Origin of the sequence: Yersinia sp. Marseille-Q3913 (assembly GCF_963892745.1) — a bacterium.
In the GTDB taxonomy this organism is placed as follows: Bacteria; Pseudomonadota; Gammaproteobacteria; order Enterobacterales; family Enterobacteriaceae; genus Yersinia; species Yersinia bercovieri.
The window spans coordinates 25,702-41,970 of record NZ_CAWQAF010000001.1 but is presented as its reverse complement, the minus strand read 5'-3'; the positions used below and the strand labels follow the sequence as shown (position 1 = coordinate 41,970).

Genomic DNA, 16,269 nt, shown 5'->3' with positions numbered 1-16,269 from the left:
CACTTTATCTTAAGAAATAATTACCAAAGTATCATCTTGATTTGCTAGCTATTCTCATTAAACAAATCGTTATATAAAAAAGGTAATAACGCAAATAGATTTAACAGTGACAAATTAGGTAAATAACCACTAAATTAATTGATCTTGCTCAATATCTCCCCCCGATTAACTCTAAAGAGTAATTATTTTATTACTCATTATTCTGTATTTAGTACGTAAACACTGGGGGATCTCCTTCATCAATATAAATAAGAATAATTATCATCATCCCAAGATGGATCCTTGGGCGCTAAATGAACAATCTCTATCGCACACGCGGGCGCGCCAGCAGGTATTAAGGATATCAGCATGACTGATTTATCGCGGCGTAAATTACTGACCGGTCTTTGGCGAGCGGAGAGGCAACAGCTCTCTGTTATACGCCCCCCTTGGTCGGTGTTGGAGGCTGATTTTATTGCGGGTTGTACCCGATGTCATGCCTGTGTTGCCGCTTGTGAAACCGGCGTGTTGATCGCGGGCAGTGGTGGATTCCCCGAAATAGATTTCCAGCGTGCTGAATGCAGCTTTTGCCAGGCTTGCGTGCAGGCATGTGAAGCCGATGTTTTTACCTCAACAGAACGGGCAGCCTGGTCACTTAAAATCAACCTATCAGACCGCTGTTTGCCTTTTCACAATATTGAGTGTCGTAGCTGTCAGGATAGCTGTGAAACGCGAGTAATTAAGTTTCGTCCGCGCCTGAATGGCATTGCTCAGCCCGAATTAGATCTACCTGCCTGTACTGGTTGCGGTGCTTGTGTACCCGGTTGCCCAGTTCAGGCCGTAACCCTCACCCGGAGTGATGATGGACGATAAAGAGTGGCATGTCTGCGGATTGGTATTGCAAGCCAAGCCGGCGCGATTTGCGCAATTGACCGACAGCTTGCTGGCTATCCCGGACACCGAAATACCGACCAGTGATGCCGCGCAAGGCAAGCTGGTGGTGGTTATGCAGGCGGCGCGCTCAGACGTGCTCCTGAATTATATTGAGTCAGCACGTAATCTGGATGGTGTGCTGGCTGTATCGCTGGTGTATCACCAGCAGGAAAGCCAAGGTGAGGAAATGCCATGAAACTCAGTCGCCGGGATTTTATGAAGGCCAATGCTGCGGTTGCCGCAGCTGCCGCAGCCGGATTGACCATACCCACAGTCGCTAAGGCCGTGGTGGGTGAGACATCAAACGCAATAAAGTGGGATAAAGCACCTTGCCGATTCTGCGGTACTGGCTGTGGTGTTTTGGTCGGCACGCAAAATGGTCGCATCGTGGCATCGCAAGGTGACCCGGACTCACCGGTCAACCGTGGATTGAACTGCGTAAAAGGCTATTTCCTGCCAAAAATCATGTACGGCAAAGACCGTCTGACTCAGCCGCTGCTGCGGATGAAAGATGGCCAGTATGATAAAGAGGGCGATTTCACCCCCATCAGTTGGGAAAAGGCTTTTGATATCATGGAGCTGAAATTCAAGAATGCATTAAAAGAGAAAGGCCCGACGGCTGTTGGCATGTTTGGCTCCGGCCAATGGACGGTGTGGGAGGGCTATGCCGCCTCGAAATTACTGAAAGCGGGCTTCCGCTCCAACAACCTTGACCCGAATGCCCGCCACTGTATGGCCTCTTCCGTGGTGGGCTTTATGCGCACCTTCGGCATGGATGAGCCAATGGGTTGCTACGATGATATTGAAGAAGCGGATGCCTTCGTGCTCTGGGGCTCCAATATGGCGGAGATGCACCCGGTTTTATGGTCGCGCATGACCAGCCGCCGCCTGACCAATGACAATGTCAGAATTGCCGTCCTCTCGACCTATGAGCACCGCAGCTTTGAACTGGCTGATAACCCGATGGTCTTCACCCCGCAGACTGATCTGGCAATCATGAATTACATCGCCAATTACATCATCCAAAACAATGCTGTTGATCAGGGCTTCCTTGACCGCCATGTGAATTTCCGTCGCGGTGCCACTGATATTGGTTATGGTTTACGGCCAACGCATCCACTGGAAAAAGCGGCGAAGAATCCGGGTAGCGATGCTTCCGAGCCAATGAGTTTTGATGATTTCAAAGCTTTTGTCGCCGAATACAGTGTCGAAAAAGCATCTAAAATGAGCGGCGTACCGGAAGATCAATTGGAGTCGCTGGCGCAGCTGTATGCTGATCCGAAAGTGAAACTGGTCTCCTACTGGACGATGGGCTTCAACCAGCACACCCGTGGTGTCTGGGCCAATAACATGTGCTACAACCTGCATCTGTTAACCGGCAAGATCTCCAAACCGGGTTCTGGACCCTTCTCCCTGACCGGCCAGCCATCTGCTTGCGGCACCGCGCGCGAAGTGGGAACCTTCTCCCACCGCTTGCCCGCAGACATGGTGGTAACCAATGAAAAGCATCGTCAGATTGCCGAAACCAAATGGCAACTGCCTGCCGGGACTATCCCCGAAAAAGTGGGCCTACATGCGGTGGCACAAGACCGGGCGCTGAAAGATGGCACCCTCAATGCCTACTGGGTGATGTGCAACAACAACATGCAGGCTGGCCCGAATATCAACGAAGATCGTATGCCGGGCTGGCGTGATCCGCGCAACTTTATTGTGGTGTCTGACCCCTATCCGACCATCAGTGCGCTGGCGGCTGATCTTATCTTGCCGACGGCGATGTGGGTCGAGAAAGAGGGGGCTTACGGTAATGCAGAACGCCGCACTCAGTTCTGGCGTCAGCAAGTCCCGGCACCGGGCGAAGCAAAATCCGATTTGTGGCAGATGGTTGAGTTCGCCAAACGCTTCAAAGTTGAAGAGGTGTGGCCTGCTGACCTGGTCAACAAGAAGCCGGAATATCGCGGTAAGACACTGTATGAGGTGCTGTTTGCCAACGATGTGGTGAGCAAATACCCGCTGAGTGAAATTCCAGCCGATCAACTGAATGACGAAGCGCGCGATTTCGGTTTCTACATTCAGAAAGGGCTATTTGAGGAGTATGCCGATTTTGGTCGCGGTCACGGCCACGATTTAGCCCCATTCGATCGTTATCACCAAGAACGCGGCCTGCGCTGGCCGGTGGTGAATGGTAAAGAGACGCTTTGGCGCTACCGCGAAGGTTTCGATCCCTTCGTACCGAAAGGTGAGGAGGTGCGCTTCTATGGCAAACCGGACGGTAAAGCGGTGATCTTTGCCCTACCTTACGAACCCGCCGCCGAAAGCCCGGATGAGGAGTATGACCTGTGGCTCTCTACCGGTCGGGTGCTGGAGCACTGGCACACCGGTTCCATGACCCGTCGCGTACCTGAGTTACACCGCGCCTTCCCGGAAGCGGTGCTATTCATTCACCCACTGGATGCCAAAAAACGTGGTCTACGCCGTGGCGACAAGGTAAAAGTGATTTCACGCCGTGGTGAGCTTATCTCCCTGGTGGAGACTCGAGGCCGCAACCGCCCACCAGAAGGGCTGGTGTATATGCCGTTCTTCGATGCCGCACAACTGGTGAATAACCTGACACTGGATGCCACCGATCCGCTATCCAAAGAAACCGACTTCAAGAAATGCGCAGTGAAATTGGCACGGGTAGTGGCGTGATGTTATGGAGTGATGCAGTGGCGTGATACGGCAGCTCGCCCAAGGGCGGGCTCTGCCACTCACTTATCAAAATCATCCAGGGATGCTCAGGAAAAGAGAGTGTCTTTCAGGAGGAAATAATGAATAGCACGATGTTTAAATCACTAAACCGCCGATTTTTGGCCATCCTATCGCTGTTGGCGGTATTGGTGGTCACCGGCGCGGTCAATGCGGCCAGCAATGTTGAAATGGATTTAAGCCAATCACCGGAGGTCTCAGGGACTGCGGAAGGTAAGGTGAAAATGCCGAAACAGCAACAGCGGATGGCGCTGAACTATGTTAACCAGCCGCCGCTTATCCCCCATAGTGTGGATGGCTATCAAATCAGCAAAAATACCAACCGCTGCCTGCAATGCCACGGTGTGGAGCACTATCGAACCACCGGCGCACCGCGCGTCAGCCCGACCCACTTTATTGACCGCGATGGTCGAGTGTCGAGTGAAGTCTCGCCACGTCGCTATTTCTGCCTGCAATGCCATGTGCCACAAACCGATGCCGCACCTATTGTCGGTAACAGCTTCCAACCAGCCCCTGGCTTTGGTCAATAACCCAGGTGTTACTGTGAGATTAGTGATGAGAGAGGCCAGTGATGAGTGAAACTAAAAAGCCCGGTATTATCCGACGGATATGGCAGTGGTGGCGTCGGCCAAGCCGACTGGCGCTAGGGACTTTACTGCTGATTGGCTTTGTCAGTGGCATCATTTTCTGGGGCGGTTTTAATACCGGCATGGAGATGGCGAATACCGAAAAATTCTGTATCAGCTGCCATGAGATGAAAGACAACGTTTATCAGGAGTACATGGGAACCATCCACTACAGCAACCGCAGTGGTGTGAAGGCGACCTGCCCGGATTGCCACGTGCCCCATGAGTGGGGGCCAAAAATGGTGCGTAAAATCAAGGCCAGTAAAGAGCTGTATGCCAAGACCATTGGCTTGATTAATACGCCACAGAAGTTTGAGGCCCATCGTCTGGCCATGGCCGAAAATGAGTGGGCGCGGATGAAAGCCAACGGCTCGCAAGAGTGCCGAAATTGCCATAATTTCGACAATATGGACTTCACCGCACAAAAAACCGTGGCGGCGAAGATGCACAGTAAAGCCATCACTGAAGGCAAGACCTGTATCGACTGCCATAAAGGTATTGCTCATAAGTTGCCGGATATGAAGGATGTCCCGACCGGTTTTTAATCGCAAAAATCTTAATTGTGTCTTTCTGATATGCCCCGTTATCGGGGCATATTTTATTACACTATCGCCTATTGCAAATAAATAGAGAGTGGCGTTAGCTAAGCAGATAAAACTTTATGGTGTTGTTGGGGCAGAGAAGGGCGTTATGTCAGTTAAAATTGAAAATATTCAGTGTGAAGTGTTATCTAAGAATTGGTTTAAATTACATAAATACACCTTTGATTTAAAAGCTGATGATGGCACCACAGTGCAACAGATCCGCGAAGTCTATGACCGGGGTAATGGCGCGACCATTCTGCTGTATAACCGTGAAATGGGCACAGTAGTACTGATAAACCAATTCCGTATGCCCACCTACGTTAATGGTAATCCTACAGGCATGTTATTAGAGGCCTGCGCAGGGTTATTGGATAATGACTCACCGGAAGAGTGTATTCGCCGTGAAGCCATGGAGGAGACCGGCTATCAGATTGATAAAGTGCAAAAGTTGTTTGAAGCCTATATGTCACCGGGTGGCGTAACTGAAATTATCTATTTCTTTGCCGCGCAATACCATTCTGATCAGAAAGTCACTGATAATGTTGGCGTAGAAGATGAGGTGATTGATGTGGTTGAACTACCCTTCACCGAGGCGATAGCAATGATTGCCGATGGTCGGATTAAAGATGGCAAAACTATCATGCTGTTACAATATGCCCAAATCCAGGGCTTTTTTAACTAATATTATTCCTACTTGTACCACCGCGATACTCTTACTGCCGCGACCTGAGCGGCATTTAATTTCGCCATTGTTGATAATCCCTTCTGATTGATAAATAAATTCCCCGATTGATACAAAAATGTTATGCAGAGTATGCCCTGGTTCATAGATTGTGGTGATTCACTCACTATACTGGTTCAGCTGTTACCTCAAAACATAAAAGCAAAGGGAACCTACAATGGACGAACAATTGAAACAGAGTGCACTTGATTTTCACCAATTTCCCACCCCAGGGAAAATTCAGGTGTCGCCAACCAAACCGCTAGCAACCCAACGGGATTTGGCGCTGGCTTATTCTCCCGGTGTTGCGGCCCCCTGTTTGGAAATTGCGGCTGATCCTGCGGCGGCCTACAAATATACGGCGCGCGGTAATTTGGTCGCGGTTATTTCCAATGGTACAGCGGTACTTGGGCTGGGAAATATCGGCGCATTAGCCGGTAAACCGGTGATGGAAGGTAAGGGCGTTCTGTTTAAAAAATTCTCGGGTATTGATGTATTTGATATTGAGGTGGATGAACTCGACCCAGACAAATTAATTGATATTATCGCCTCACTGGAACCGACCTTCGGCGGCATCAATCTGGAGGATATTAAAGCGCCGGAATGTTTTTATATTGAGCAGAAATTACGCGAGCGCATGAAGATCCCGGTATTCCATGACGATCAGCATGGCACGGCGATTATCTGTACTGCCGCGGTGCTCAATGGCTTGCGGGTGGTGAAAAAAGATATCAGTGATGTGAAATTGGTGGTTTCCGGTGCCGGTGCCGCATCTATTGCCTGTCTAAATCTGTTGGTGGCGCTGGGATTAAAGCATCACAACATTACGGTTTGTGATTCCAAAGGCGTTATTTATAAGGGCCGTGAAGCCAATATGGCTGAAACCAAAGCGGCTTACGCCATTGATGACCATGGTCAGCGCACACTAGGCGACGCCATGCCGGGTGCGGACATCTTCCTCGGCTGTTCCGGTCCTGGTGTGTTAAGCCAAGAGATGGTGAAAACCATGGCCCCTAGCCCGCTGATTTTGGCGCTGGCGAACCCGGAACCTGAAATCTTGCCGCCACTGGCTAAAGCGGTGCGCCCAGATGCGATTATCTGTACTGGCCGCTCGGATTACCCGAATCAGGTCAATAACGTACTCTGCTTCCCATTCATCTTCCGTGGCGCGCTGGATGTGGGGGCGACCACTATTAATGAAGAGATGAAGCTGGCTTGTGTACACGCCATCGCTGACCTGGCGCTGGCTGAGCAGAGCGATGTAGTGGCGTCAGCTTATGGTGAGCAAGATCTCTCCTTCGGCCCTGAATACATTATCCCGAAACCATTCGATCCGCGTCTGATTGTAAAAATCGCGCCCGCAGTGGCTAAAGCAGCGATGGATTCTGGTGTGGCCACTCGTCCTATCACTGACTTCAATGCTTATATCGAGAAATTGACGGAATTCGTCTACAAAACCAACTTGTTTATGAAGCCTATCTTCTCGCAAGCGAAGAAAGAGATGAAGCGGGTGGTGTTGGCGGAAGGGGAGGAGGAGCGGGTATTGCACGCCACTCAGGAGCTGATTTCGCAAGGGCTGGCATATCCAATTCTGATTGGTCGCCCGAGTGTGATTGAGACCCGGCTGAAGAAATTGGGCCTGCAAATTGCCATCGGCAAAGATTTTGAAGTGGTCAATAATGAGTCTGACCCGCGCTTTAACGAGTACTGGTACGAATATTATCAAATCATGAAACGCCGTGGGGTGTCGCAGGAGCAGGCCCGCCGCGCAGTGATTGGCAACCCAACCCTGATTGGTGCCATCATGGTGCACCGAGGTGAAGCTGACGCGATGATTTGTGGCACCATCGGCACCTATCATGAACATTATGATGTGGTGGAGAAAGTGTTTGGTTTCCGTGAGGGCGCCCATGTGGCGGGGGCGATGAATGCGCTGCTGCTGCCGACCGGCAACACCTTTATCGCCGATACATATGTCAACGATGATCCGACACCAGAGCAGTTGGCGGAGATAACGTTAATGGCGGCTGAAACTGTGCGCCGCTTCGGCATCGAGCCGAAAGTTGCCCTGCTATCCCACTCAAGCTTCGGCTCTTCAGATTGTCCGGCGGCGCGCAAAATGCGTCGCACATTGGCGCTGGTCAATCAGATGGCACCTGAGCTGGAAATTGATGGCGAGATGCACGGTGATGCCGCGCTGGTGGAGAGTATCCGCCATAATCTGATGCCAGATAGTCCGCTGAAAGGGGCCGCTAACATATTGATTATGCCGAATATGGAAGCTGCACGTATCAGTTATAACCTGCTGCGCGTGACCTCGTCGGAAGGGGTGACTGTTGGGCCGGTATTGATGGGCGTGGCAAAACCGGTTCACATTCTGACGCAGATTGCGTCGGTGCGGCGTATTGTGAATATGGTGGCGTTAGCAGTCGTGGAAGCACAAACCGAACCTCTCTAAATACTCTTCGTCCTGGGCGTTGCAGCGTTGTTAGCGGCTTTCGGTCACCCGAATCAGTTACTGATGTCAGCTCATCGGGATTCACTCAATTGCTGCCTAGCTGCAACGCCAATGACTTTGAGTATTGAATCTGCCAAGGAGGGCGCGGCTCAAGCCATCAGGAGGACTTTTTTTTCAAAGGGCAGACGGCGTCTTTACGATCTGCCTGTTCTCTCCGCTCAGGCGACTTTGTCAATAACCTCAACCCGCCTCGGCGGGTTTTGACTTATCGGGCCTTGCTGGCTTGCTGTAGCCACTTATCCAGCTCATTGGCAAACTGCTGGCGATCACGCTGATTTAGGGTATTAGGGCCACCGGTCTGAATGCCGCTGGCGCGCATGGTATCCATAAAATCACGGATATTCAGCCGCTCACGGATGGTATCAGGGGTGTAGCGCTCACCGCGTGGATTGAGCGCGATGCCGCCTTTCTCAATCACCTCTGCCGCCAGTGGGATATCGGCGGTGATCACCAGATCATTTTTCTCCACCCGCTGTACAATTTCGTTATCGGCAACATCAAAACCGGAAGCAACCTGTAACGTGCGGATAAACTTTGATGGTGGTGTTTTTAGCGGCTGATTCGCCACCAGTGTGACCATGATGCCGGTACGATCTGCGGCGCGAAACAGCACCTCTTTAATCACATTCGGACAGGCGTCCGCATCAACCCAAATTTGCATCAGTGCTGTTCTCCTGCGGTCAGCCACTCTTTGACGGGCAGAAAATCGCGGTACAATGCCGCTTCCGCACTCTCTGCCGCCGGTTGATAGTTATATTCCCAGCGCACCAGTGGCGGCAGGGACATCAAAATAGACTCTGTGCGCCCACCGGTTTGCAAACCAAACAAGGTGCCGCGATCCCAGACCAGATTGAATTCAACATAACGGCCACGGCGATAGAGCTGAAACTGGCGTTCGCGTTCGCCCCAACTCAGTGCTTTGCGCCGCTCGACAATGGGCAAATAGGCGTCGAGGAAACCGTCGCCCACCGCCTGAGTGAAGCGGAAACAGCTATCAAAATCGGGGCTATTCAAATCGTCAAAAAATAGGCCGCCAATCCCCCGCGCTTCGTTACGATGCTTAATATAAAAATAGTCATCGCACCATTTTTTATAGCGCGGATAGATCTGTTCACCAAAGGGGCGGCACAGCTGATAGGCGGTCTGATGCCAGTGAACCGCATCCTCTTCAAAGCCATAAAATGGCGTTAAATCAAAGCCGCCGCCAAACCACCACACGGGATCTTCGCCCGGTTTCTCGGCGATAAAGAAGCGCACATTGGCGTGGCTGGTGGGCAAGTAGGGACTGAGCGGGTGAATAACCAGTGATACGCCAAGCGCTTGAAAACTGCGACTGGCCAATTCGGGGCGATGTGCGGTGGCGGATGCCGGGAGTGTCGCGCCTGAAACATGGGAAAAGTTAACCCCCGCCTGCTCAAATATTGCGCCATTAATCAATACCCTGCTGCGACCGCCGCCACCTTCCTCGCGGGTCCAGTTCTCCTCTGCGAAGGTAGCATTGCCATCGGCTGCGGCCAGAGCGACACAGATTTTATCCTGCAAATCCAGCAGATAGGTTTTGATTTGGGCGATATCGGGTAAATTCATCAGCGGGGTTCTAGTTATCGGGAAGTTTTCAGGGGCCAAGTATACCCCGATTTGACGCCATTGTTGTACTCTCGGTGTGGATTAGTGCTTATTGAGCCGGGAGCCGAACGAAATTTATCTGATTATACTCAAATATCATTAGCACTATCACGATGGGAAATATCACTCTATTATTGGGTGATATAATATTGCGTCATAACCAGCATATCCATTTGACTCAAAGGTGCGAATATCCATGGAAATCCGCGTATTTCAGCAAAACGATTTTGAAGAGGTCATTCTGTTGTGGGAGCATTGCGACTTACTGCGGCCCTGGAACGATCCAGAAATGGATATTGAGCGTAAGCTGAACCATGATCCCGAACTGTTTTTAGTCGCAGAGGTCAGCGGCGCGATTGTCGGCTCAGTGATGGGCGGTTATGACGGCCACCGTGGCTCGGCCTACTATCTCGGGGTTCATCCTGATTTTCGCGGCCGTGGCTTTGCCAATGCGCTGATCAGTCGCCTCGAAAAGAAACTCATCGCCCGTGGCTGCCCGAAGCTGAATATCATGGTGCGCGAAGACAATGACGCGGTAATTGGTATGTATGAAAAACTCGATTACGAAACCCAAGACAGCATCATGCTGGGCAAACGGCTGATTGTTGATCAGGAGTATTGAGGATTAACCCTACCCCTGAACGTTATAATAGTTGCCGAGGATAGGGTTGTTACTGATGAATTATTGGATCTTGCTAATATTCTTCACATCCACTTCCACAGTGTTCCAGTCTTTATCCACTTTTCCTTCGATTTGTACTTTATCTTGCGGCGTGATGGTTTGGCCTTTCCAGCGTTTGTTATCAATATCAACAGTAATGGTGCCGGTGGCGTCGTGGAAAGTATAGGTGTCGTGGCCCAGCCGCTCGATGATATTCCCTTGCAGGGTCACACGGGCGTCATCCCGCATACTTTTGACTTTATCCACGGTGGTATTCGTGGCGCTAGGGCCGGTAAATCCGCCCTGAGTTGCCGGTTGAGTTTGTGTGGTGGCTGGGCCATCAAAGCCGCCTTTCGCGGTGTCGATCGCGCTGTGGGCTAATAGTGGTGCGCCACATAACATCATGAGTGTTGCAGCTAAGGTTAATTTCTTCATTATATTGCTCCTTCAATGAATGAATAATTACGTCTAAAACGGGAGGCGATAAAAGCCTCTCAGGTACTCAAGAGTAGACTAAATTTAAGTTAAAACATGCAGAAGTTTCAATATCCGGCGATTAAATGGGGGTCTATGTGGGTTTTATCAACCACCGCCAGTGGCTTTCATCTGGAGAGCACCGTAAATTAGATGCGCCGCTGACCAGTGATAGTGATCAATGCCTGCGTGGTAATGGCACTTTTTCTGCGCTGAAGACTCCAACCACTGGTTATCATTTTTCAACTGCCCATAACTCTGTCTCTGAGTCGCGTTTTTTGCAGAGAAGCTTACTGGATGCAGTGGTTTTTTTAAGGAGCTTTAGATGAATATTCGCCCACGGTTGTCTGGGGTGCGGTTGTTATTACTGGGTGCCCCTTTGTTGCTGGCTGGGTGTTCAAGCATGTCCGGTTTCTCCTGGTCAAGTCTCTCTCCGCTCAATTGGTTTAGCGGCAGTAGTCGTTTGCAGGTGACTGATCAGGGTGTCGGCGGGATTACTGCCAGTACGCCGTTGGCCGAAAATGAGATTAAAGAGGGGCTGAAAGGTGATTATCGGTTACGTAGCGGGATGGCGACCAGTGATGGCAAATTACTCTCTTTCTATCAGGCGATGCAAGAAGGCCAAATTAAGCTGGTGATATCCGGTCAGCCAAAAGGTACGGTAGAGCGTATCGACGTAATGGATAAAAATATTCCTAGCCAGTGGGGTGTTAAGATTGGTACTCCATTCGGTGATTTATATAAAAAAGCCTTTGGTGTTTGCCGTCAGGGCACGGGTGATGACGCCGCGCAAATAGAGTGCGCCGCACCGGACAGCAAGCATGTAAGCTACTTATTTGACGGTGACTGGCATGGCCCTGAAGGCTTGATGCCCTCTGATGACACGTTAAAAAGCTGGAAGGTGAGTAAGATTATATGGCGACATAGCAGCCAATAGTTTTTATTGTCATGCTATTAAGGCGTGGCTTATTTCTCGCGCCTTAATAATATTCTCATCTCCCTTCTCCGTTTTTATTTTGCGTTGACGCAAGGTTATTTAAATCGTTTCAGCTATGATATCCAGCATTATCAATACGGGTTTTTAGTAAGGAAAAAAGATGACTCAAGTACAGAGTGGCATTTTGCTGGAACATTGCCGTTTTGCCATATTTATGGAAGCAAGAGTGCAGGGCGAATTTGATGCCATTCGTCAGGGTTGCAAAAAATTCTGCCATTCATTACAAGAGTTGCAGCAACAATTTCCTCATGAACATCTGGGTGCCGTTATCGCTTTCGGTTCTGACGTTTGGCATGATCTATCCAATGGGCAGGGCGCGAAAGAGTTAAAGCCTTTTGTCCCACTGGGTAAAGCGCCAATGGTCGCCCCTGCGACTCAACGCGATTTATTGATTCATATCCAATCACTGCGTCAGGATATCAACTTTACCTTAGCGCAAGCGGCTGTTGCGGCTTTCGGTGATGCTATTGCGGTTGAAGAGGAGACCCACGGTTTCCGCTGGGTTGAAGAGCGTGATTTTACCGGTTTTATTGATGGCACTGAAAACCCGCAGGGTGATAGCCGGCCAGAGGTGGCGGTGATTGCTGATGGCGAAGAGGATGCGGGCGGCAGTTATGTCCTGGTCCAGCGTTATGAGCACGACCTGAAAAAATGGCAGCGCATTCCTGAGCATAAACAAGAACAAATTGTTGGGCGCACCAAGCATGACAGTCAGGAGTTGCCTTCGGATCAACGCCCAGACACTTCTCACGTCAGCCGGGTTGATCTGAAAGAGAATGGTAAGGGGCTGAAGATTTTGCGCCAAAGCCTGCCTTACGGCCAAGCCAGTGGCAAACATGGCTTATATTTTATTGCTTATTGCGCGCGCTTACACAATATCGAACAGCAGTTATTAAGCATGTTTGGCTCAATAGATGGCAAGCATGATCTGTTACTCGGTTTCAGTAAACCGGTGACCGGCAGCTACTATTTCGCGCCGTCACTGACTAAATTATTATCGCTATAATAAAGAAAGGCCGGATATCCGGCCTTTTGTTTGCTATCACTGCCACCATTCAATTAAGCAGAATATATTGCGTCACGCATTCTGTTCACCACTGTTTGCTTCTGCTCTTTGGTCAGTGCCCGCAGTGGCAGACGTGGATTACCGGCATCAATACCGTGTAACTGCATCGCCGCTTTGCCCGCGGCAACACCGCCAAATTCAACCAACACACGAATAAGCGCGATAACCTGATCCATGCCACGCTGCACCGCCACTTGATTGCCCGCATTGAAGTCAGCAATGATTTTGTGGAACAGTGGGGCAGCATAGTTATAGGTGCTGCCGACCGCGCCGATAGCGCCAACGGCCAAACCCCCCGGCAGATGCTCATCTACGCCAAATGGAATATCAAATTTACCGCCACTCACTCGCAGGCAGCGCTGGAACTCATAGAGATCCGCATTATTGAATTTGATCCCTGAAAGGTTAGGGATCTTGGATTCAGCTTTGATCAGGAACTGTTCCATATCCAAATTCACCCCAGACATCCCAGAGTGATAATAGTAGAAGCCTTTCGAGGGTGCTGCGGCCGCGATGGCCTGACAGTAGGCTATCAGATCATCAAGATTGCCGGGCTTAAAGAAGCAGGGGCCGATGGCGGAGGTCGCGAAGATATCCAGTGTTTCTGCATGGCGAGAGAGGTCGACGGCATCTTTGATGCTGAGCGCGCCGGTGTGCAGGGTGATGCTCAGTTTGCCTTGTGCCGCCTTGATCCAGCGCTCAGCAATGTTCTTGCGCTCTTCAACCGAGCAGTGAATGCCCTCGCCAGTGGTGCCGCAAACATAGACCCCTTTTACGCCATCATTGACCAGATGCTCGGCAATTTGGTCAATAACGGGATAGTTGACCTCACCCTGCTCATCAAAGGGGGTGTGCGGAGCTGCGATCAGGCCGGTTAACTTTTTCATACGCATCCTTATAAATCAGAGAGAGTGGGTAGCCCGGATGGGCGTAATAGTCATCAGTATTCAGTCAGTTTTGCGGCTTGATGCTGCTTGATAGCTTCGCAAAACCAACCGCAAATATGTTCGATTCGGGTAATGGCCGAGCCGACAGTCACGGCATAAGCACCCGCTGAAATCGCGGCGGCTGCCAGCGCTGGCGAGTTATAGCGGCCCTCCGCAATCACCCGACAACCGGCTTGGGACAGTTGATTAACCAGTGCCAAGTCCGGCTCGGTAGGCACGGGATCTTGGGTATAGCCGGATAGGGTGGTGCCGATAAAATCGATACCTAATCGATGGGCCAGCAAGCCATCGTCAAGATTGGAAGCATCCGCCATCGCCAGGCGGCCGGTCGCTCGCACTCGTTGATACAGATCCACAACCGAGACCGGACGGGCGCGGCAGGTGACATCAAACGCGATGATATCGGCACCGGCGGCACTCAGGCCATCGACATCTTCCAGCCACGGAGTAATTCTGACCTCGGAATCCGGCAGGTCGCGCTTAATAATGCCGATAATTGGCGCATCTGTAACCCGGCGTACCGCCAGAATATTGTCGATACCTTCAATCCGCAGGCCAACTGCACCGCCAGCGAGAGCCGCATAAGCCATTGCCGCCACAATTTCAGGTGTATCCATGGCGCTGCCGGGGAGTGGCTGGCAAGATGCAATCAAGCCATTTTGCAGTTTGTGGCGAAGATCACTGGTGTTACTCATGGTCGGGTCACTCGCAGTCAGATTGCGCACGGTTTTTTGCTCCGATCTTTAATTTAAAATGAAGTATTACTCCATTATGTTAGATCTTTTATTTGCAGGGCGCAATGGTGATAAAGGTAAATAAATGTCTCATTAGGAGTTTAACTCCAATTTAAAAATAATAATGGAGTTACGGCGAAGAAATTGCCATAGTCAATGTCATTACATTTATTACAGGTGCAAGAGGGTTACGCCAGATGGGAAAAGTATTAGCACTGGATATCGGTGGGACAAAAATTGCTGCGGCAGTGGTTACCGAGAGTGGCATGTTGATTGGCCGCCAGCAGGTGGCGACGCCACGAGGCGGGGCGGAACAACTGGCTATCGCCCTGGACACCTTGGTGACACCTTATCGGCATCTGGTTGATTCTATTGCAGTTGCCTCAACAGGCATTATCAGTGGTGGCCGCCTCACTGCGCTGAATCCTGCCAATCTGGGCGGGCTGGCGGATTTCCCATTGCAGGAGTGTATTCAGTCGATCGCTGACTTGCCCTGTGTGTTGCTCAATGATGGGCAGGCCGCAGCCTGGGCTGAGTATCAGGCATTAAGTGATAATGGCGACAGTCTGATTTCTGTCAATAATATGATGTTCGTTACGGTGTCTACTGGCGTGGGCGGCGGCATTATCTTGAATAAAAAGTTGCTGGTCGGCAATCACGGGCTGGCAGGGCATATTGGCCACACGCTAGCGGATCCCCATGGTCTGCTATGTGGTTGTGGTCGCCGTGGATGTGTCGAAAGCGTGGCATCCGGCACTGCCATTGGCGCTGAAACCTTGGGCTGGAAACAGCCGGTCGCGGCCGCCAAAGTGTTTGAAATGGCGCAACTTGGTCATCTTCCGGCGGAAAACATCATTAATCGTTCCGCGACAGCGATAGCGCAGATGCTGGCAGACATGAAAATGGCACTGGATCTGGAAATCGTGATCCTGGGTGGCAGTGTCGGGCTGGCTGTGGGGTATCTGGAGCGGGTGTTGGGTGCGCAAAAAGCGCTACCTGAAATTTATCGCGTACCGGTACAGGCGGCACATCATCGGCAGGATAGTGGCCTGTTGGGGGCCGCACTCTGGGCCAAAAACAGCCTTTGTTCTTGACGCTGCAGCATGGCTGCAATGAGTGTGGGTATTCATTTTATGATTAAAAATAGAGGGTCAATATGATCAGCGGATCATTAACACAAACAACATTTTTTGGCGGGTTGCCAGAGCGACTTCAATGGGTTTTAGCTTATTTGGCCGAGTTGCCACTGGCGGAGCTAAGCTGTGGGCGTCATGACATTGATGGTGAGCTACTTTTCATGAATGTCATGGAGTTTGACACCCAACCGGCTGAGAGCAAAAAAGCTGAAATGCATCGCACCTATGCTGACGTCCAGCTATTGATAAGCGGCATTGAAGGCATTGAGTATTCAACACTGACACCAACTGAGCACCTGGAGCCTTATCATGCTGATGACGACTACCAACTCATCGCCGATATTCCGGATAAAAGCCAATTACGTATGCTGCCGGGCATGTTTGCGCTGTTTTTACCGGGCGAGCCTCATAAGCCAGGCTGCAAGATTGCTGTCTCCGGCACCATTAAGAAGGTGGTGGTAAAGATTCACGACAGCCTATTGTAAATACGCTATCACTATGATTTTTATATAATAAGACCGC

General features: G+C 50.7%; 18 protein-coding genes. 13 read left to right on the top strand and 5 right to left on the bottom strand.

The features are described from left to right. Positions 1–348: 348 nt before the first annotated feature. The 7 genes from napF (at position 349) to maeB (ending at position 8,046) form a co-directional block, all read left to right on the top strand. The gene (gene napF / locus AACW11_RS00215; protein ID WP_212585451.1) at positions 349–852 is read left to right on the top strand and encodes a ferredoxin-type protein NapF; all 504 of its coding nucleotides are present in this window, start codon (positions 349–351) and stop codon (positions 850–852) included. Next, positions 842–1,108, top strand: a complete 267-nt coding sequence (gene napD / locus AACW11_RS00210; protein ID WP_212585450.1) for a chaperone NapD — start codon at positions 842–844, stop codon at positions 1,106–1,108. The genes napF and napD overlap by 11 nt, the downstream gene beginning before the upstream one ends. Then, positions 1,105–3,600 (top strand): nitrate reductase catalytic subunit NapA, encoded by a 2,496-nt coding sequence (gene napA, locus AACW11_RS00205; protein ID WP_212585449.1) that lies wholly within the window; start codon positions 1,105–1,107, stop codon positions 3,598–3,600. The genes napD and napA overlap by 4 nt, the downstream gene beginning before the upstream one ends. 119 nt (positions 3,601–3,719) lie before the next feature. Next, positions 3,720–4,187: a nitrate reductase cytochrome c-type subunit gene (gene napB / locus AACW11_RS00200; RefSeq protein WP_212585448.1), complete on the top strand. Its 468-nt coding sequence runs from the start codon at positions 3,720–3,722 to the stop codon at positions 4,185–4,187. A 41-nt stretch (positions 4,188–4,228) separates the two neighbouring features. Next, a complete protein-coding gene (gene napC, locus AACW11_RS00195) occupies positions 4,229–4,828 on the top strand; it encodes a cytochrome c-type protein NapC (RefSeq protein ID WP_212585447.1) in 600 nt (199 codons plus the stop codon). Positions 4,829–4,973: 145 nt separating this feature from the next. After that, a complete protein-coding gene (gene nudK / locus AACW11_RS00190; RefSeq protein ID WP_212585446.1) occupies positions 4,974–5,549 on the top strand; it encodes a GDP-mannose pyrophosphatase NudK in 576 nt (191 codons plus the stop codon). A 217-nt stretch (positions 5,550–5,766) separates the two neighbouring features. Then, positions 5,767–8,046, top strand: coding sequence for an NADP-dependent oxaloacetate-decarboxylating malate dehydrogenase (gene maeB, locus AACW11_RS00185; RefSeq protein ID WP_212585445.1), 2,280 nt, complete (start codon positions 5,767–5,769; stop codon positions 8,044–8,046). A 265-nt stretch (positions 8,047–8,311) separates the two neighbouring features. On the opposite strand, the gene AACW11_RS00180 is transcribed toward maeB, so the two are convergent. After that, on the bottom strand, positions 8,312–8,767 hold the full coding sequence (locus tag AACW11_RS00180; protein ID WP_048616788.1) for a YaiI/YqxD family protein: 456 nt from the start codon (positions 8,765–8,767) through the stop codon (positions 8,312–8,314). Then, complete coding sequence (gene hemF, locus AACW11_RS00175) at positions 8,767–9,693, bottom strand: oxygen-dependent coproporphyrinogen oxidase (protein ID WP_212585444.1); 927 nt, start codon at positions 9,691–9,693, stop codon at positions 8,767–8,769. Before hemF ends, AACW11_RS00180 begins: the two co-directional genes overlap by 1 nt. Positions 9,694–9,928: 235 nt before the next feature. Here hemF and AACW11_RS00170 point away from each other — a divergent pair, with 235 nt between their 5' ends. Beyond that, positions 9,929–10,354, top strand: a complete 426-nt coding sequence (locus AACW11_RS00170) for a GNAT family acetyltransferase (RefSeq protein WP_049600761.1) — start codon at positions 9,929–9,931, stop codon at positions 10,352–10,354. A 60-nt stretch (positions 10,355–10,414) separates the two neighbouring features. Here the strand turns inward: AACW11_RS00170 and AACW11_RS00165 are convergent, their stop codons facing one another. Further along, positions 10,415–10,828, bottom strand: a complete 414-nt coding sequence (locus AACW11_RS00165; RefSeq protein WP_212585443.1) for a YgiW/YdeI family stress tolerance OB fold protein — start codon at positions 10,826–10,828, stop codon at positions 10,415–10,417. Between the two features lie 137 nt (positions 10,829–10,965). Between AACW11_RS00165 and AACW11_RS00160 the strand changes: the two genes are divergently transcribed. From AACW11_RS00160 to AACW11_RS00150, 3 genes are all read left to right on the top strand, one after another. Continuing rightward, positions 10,966–11,196 (top strand): hypothetical protein, encoded by a 231-nt coding sequence (locus tag AACW11_RS00160; protein WP_339379030.1) that lies wholly within the window; start codon positions 10,966–10,968, stop codon positions 11,194–11,196. Further along, positions 11,193–11,804: an RpoE-regulated lipoprotein gene (locus AACW11_RS00155; protein WP_212585441.1), complete on the top strand. Its 612-nt coding sequence runs from the start codon at positions 11,193–11,195 to the stop codon at positions 11,802–11,804. The genes AACW11_RS00160 and AACW11_RS00155 overlap by 4 nt, the downstream gene beginning before the upstream one ends. Before the next feature lie 160 nt (positions 11,805–11,964). Next, positions 11,965–12,870, top strand: coding sequence for a Dyp-type peroxidase (locus tag AACW11_RS00150; RefSeq protein WP_212585440.1), 906 nt, complete (start codon positions 11,965–11,967; stop codon positions 12,868–12,870). Positions 12,871–12,923: 53 nt separating this feature from the next. Here the strand turns inward: AACW11_RS00150 and AACW11_RS00145 are convergent, their stop codons facing one another. Together AACW11_RS00145 and AACW11_RS00140 are read right to left on the bottom strand one after the other, a co-directional pair. Further along, the gene (locus AACW11_RS00145) at positions 12,924–13,817 is read right to left on the bottom strand and encodes a dihydrodipicolinate synthase family protein (protein WP_212585439.1); all 894 of its coding nucleotides are present in this window, start codon (positions 13,815–13,817) and stop codon (positions 12,924–12,926) included. A gap of 53 nt (positions 13,818–13,870) precedes the next feature. Next, complete coding sequence (locus AACW11_RS00140) at positions 13,871–14,572, bottom strand: N-acetylmannosamine-6-phosphate 2-epimerase (RefSeq protein WP_212585527.1); 702 nt, start codon at positions 14,570–14,572, stop codon at positions 13,871–13,873. A gap of 236 nt (positions 14,573–14,808) precedes the next feature. Here AACW11_RS00140 and AACW11_RS00135 point away from each other — a divergent pair, with 236 nt between their 5' ends. Beyond that, a complete protein-coding gene (locus tag AACW11_RS00135; protein ID WP_212585438.1) occupies positions 14,809–15,705 on the top strand; it encodes an N-acetylmannosamine kinase in 897 nt (298 codons plus the stop codon). A gap of 62 nt (positions 15,706–15,767) precedes the next feature. Continuing rightward, on the top strand, positions 15,768–16,232 hold the full coding sequence (nanQ, locus tag AACW11_RS00130) for an N-acetylneuraminate anomerase (protein WP_212585437.1): 465 nt from the start codon (positions 15,768–15,770) through the stop codon (positions 16,230–16,232). The last annotated feature ends 37 nt before the right edge of the window (positions 16,233–16,269 follow it).

Coding starts and splice junctions, on each gene's coding strand:
- napF (WP_212585451.1), top strand. CDS start 349: ATGACTGATTTATCGCGGCGTAAATTACTGACCGGTCTTTGGCGAGCG.
- napD (WP_212585450.1), top strand. CDS start 842: ATGGACGATAAAGAGTGGCATGTCTGCGGATTGGTATTGCAAGCCAAG.
- napA (WP_212585449.1), top strand. CDS start 1,105: ATGAAACTCAGTCGCCGGGATTTTATGAAGGCCAATGCTGCGGTTGCC.
- napB (WP_212585448.1), top strand. CDS start 3,720: ATGAATAGCACGATGTTTAAATCACTAAACCGCCGATTTTTGGCCATC.
- napC (WP_212585447.1), top strand. CDS start 4,229: ATGAGTGAAACTAAAAAGCCCGGTATTATCCGACGGATATGGCAGTGG.
- nudK (WP_212585446.1), top strand. CDS start 4,974: ATGTCAGTTAAAATTGAAAATATTCAGTGTGAAGTGTTATCTAAGAAT.
- maeB (WP_212585445.1), top strand. CDS start 5,767: ATGGACGAACAATTGAAACAGAGTGCACTTGATTTTCACCAATTTCCC.
- AACW11_RS00180 (WP_048616788.1), bottom strand. CDS start 8,767: ATGCAAATTTGGGTTGATGCGGACGCCTGTCCGAATGTGATTAAAGAG.
- hemF (WP_212585444.1), bottom strand. CDS start 9,693: ATGAATTTACCCGATATCGCCCAAATCAAAACCTATCTGCTGGATTTG.
- AACW11_RS00170 (WP_049600761.1), top strand. CDS start 9,929: ATGGAAATCCGCGTATTTCAGCAAAACGATTTTGAAGAGGTCATTCTG.
- AACW11_RS00165 (WP_212585443.1), bottom strand. CDS start 10,828: ATGAAGAAATTAACCTTAGCTGCAACACTCATGATGTTATGTGGCGCA.
- AACW11_RS00155 (WP_212585441.1), top strand. CDS start 11,193: ATGAATATTCGCCCACGGTTGTCTGGGGTGCGGTTGTTATTACTGGGT.
- AACW11_RS00150 (WP_212585440.1), top strand. CDS start 11,965: ATGACTCAAGTACAGAGTGGCATTTTGCTGGAACATTGCCGTTTTGCC.
- AACW11_RS00145 (WP_212585439.1), bottom strand. CDS start 13,817: ATGAAAAAGTTAACCGGCCTGATCGCAGCTCCGCACACCCCCTTTGAT.
- AACW11_RS00140 (WP_212585527.1), bottom strand. CDS start 14,572: ATGAGTAACACCAGTGATCTTCGCCACAAACTGCAAAATGGCTTGATT.
- AACW11_RS00135 (WP_212585438.1), top strand. CDS start 14,809: ATGGGAAAAGTATTAGCACTGGATATCGGTGGGACAAAAATTGCTGCG.
- nanQ (WP_212585437.1), top strand. CDS start 15,768: ATGATCAGCGGATCATTAACACAAACAACATTTTTTGGCGGGTTGCCA.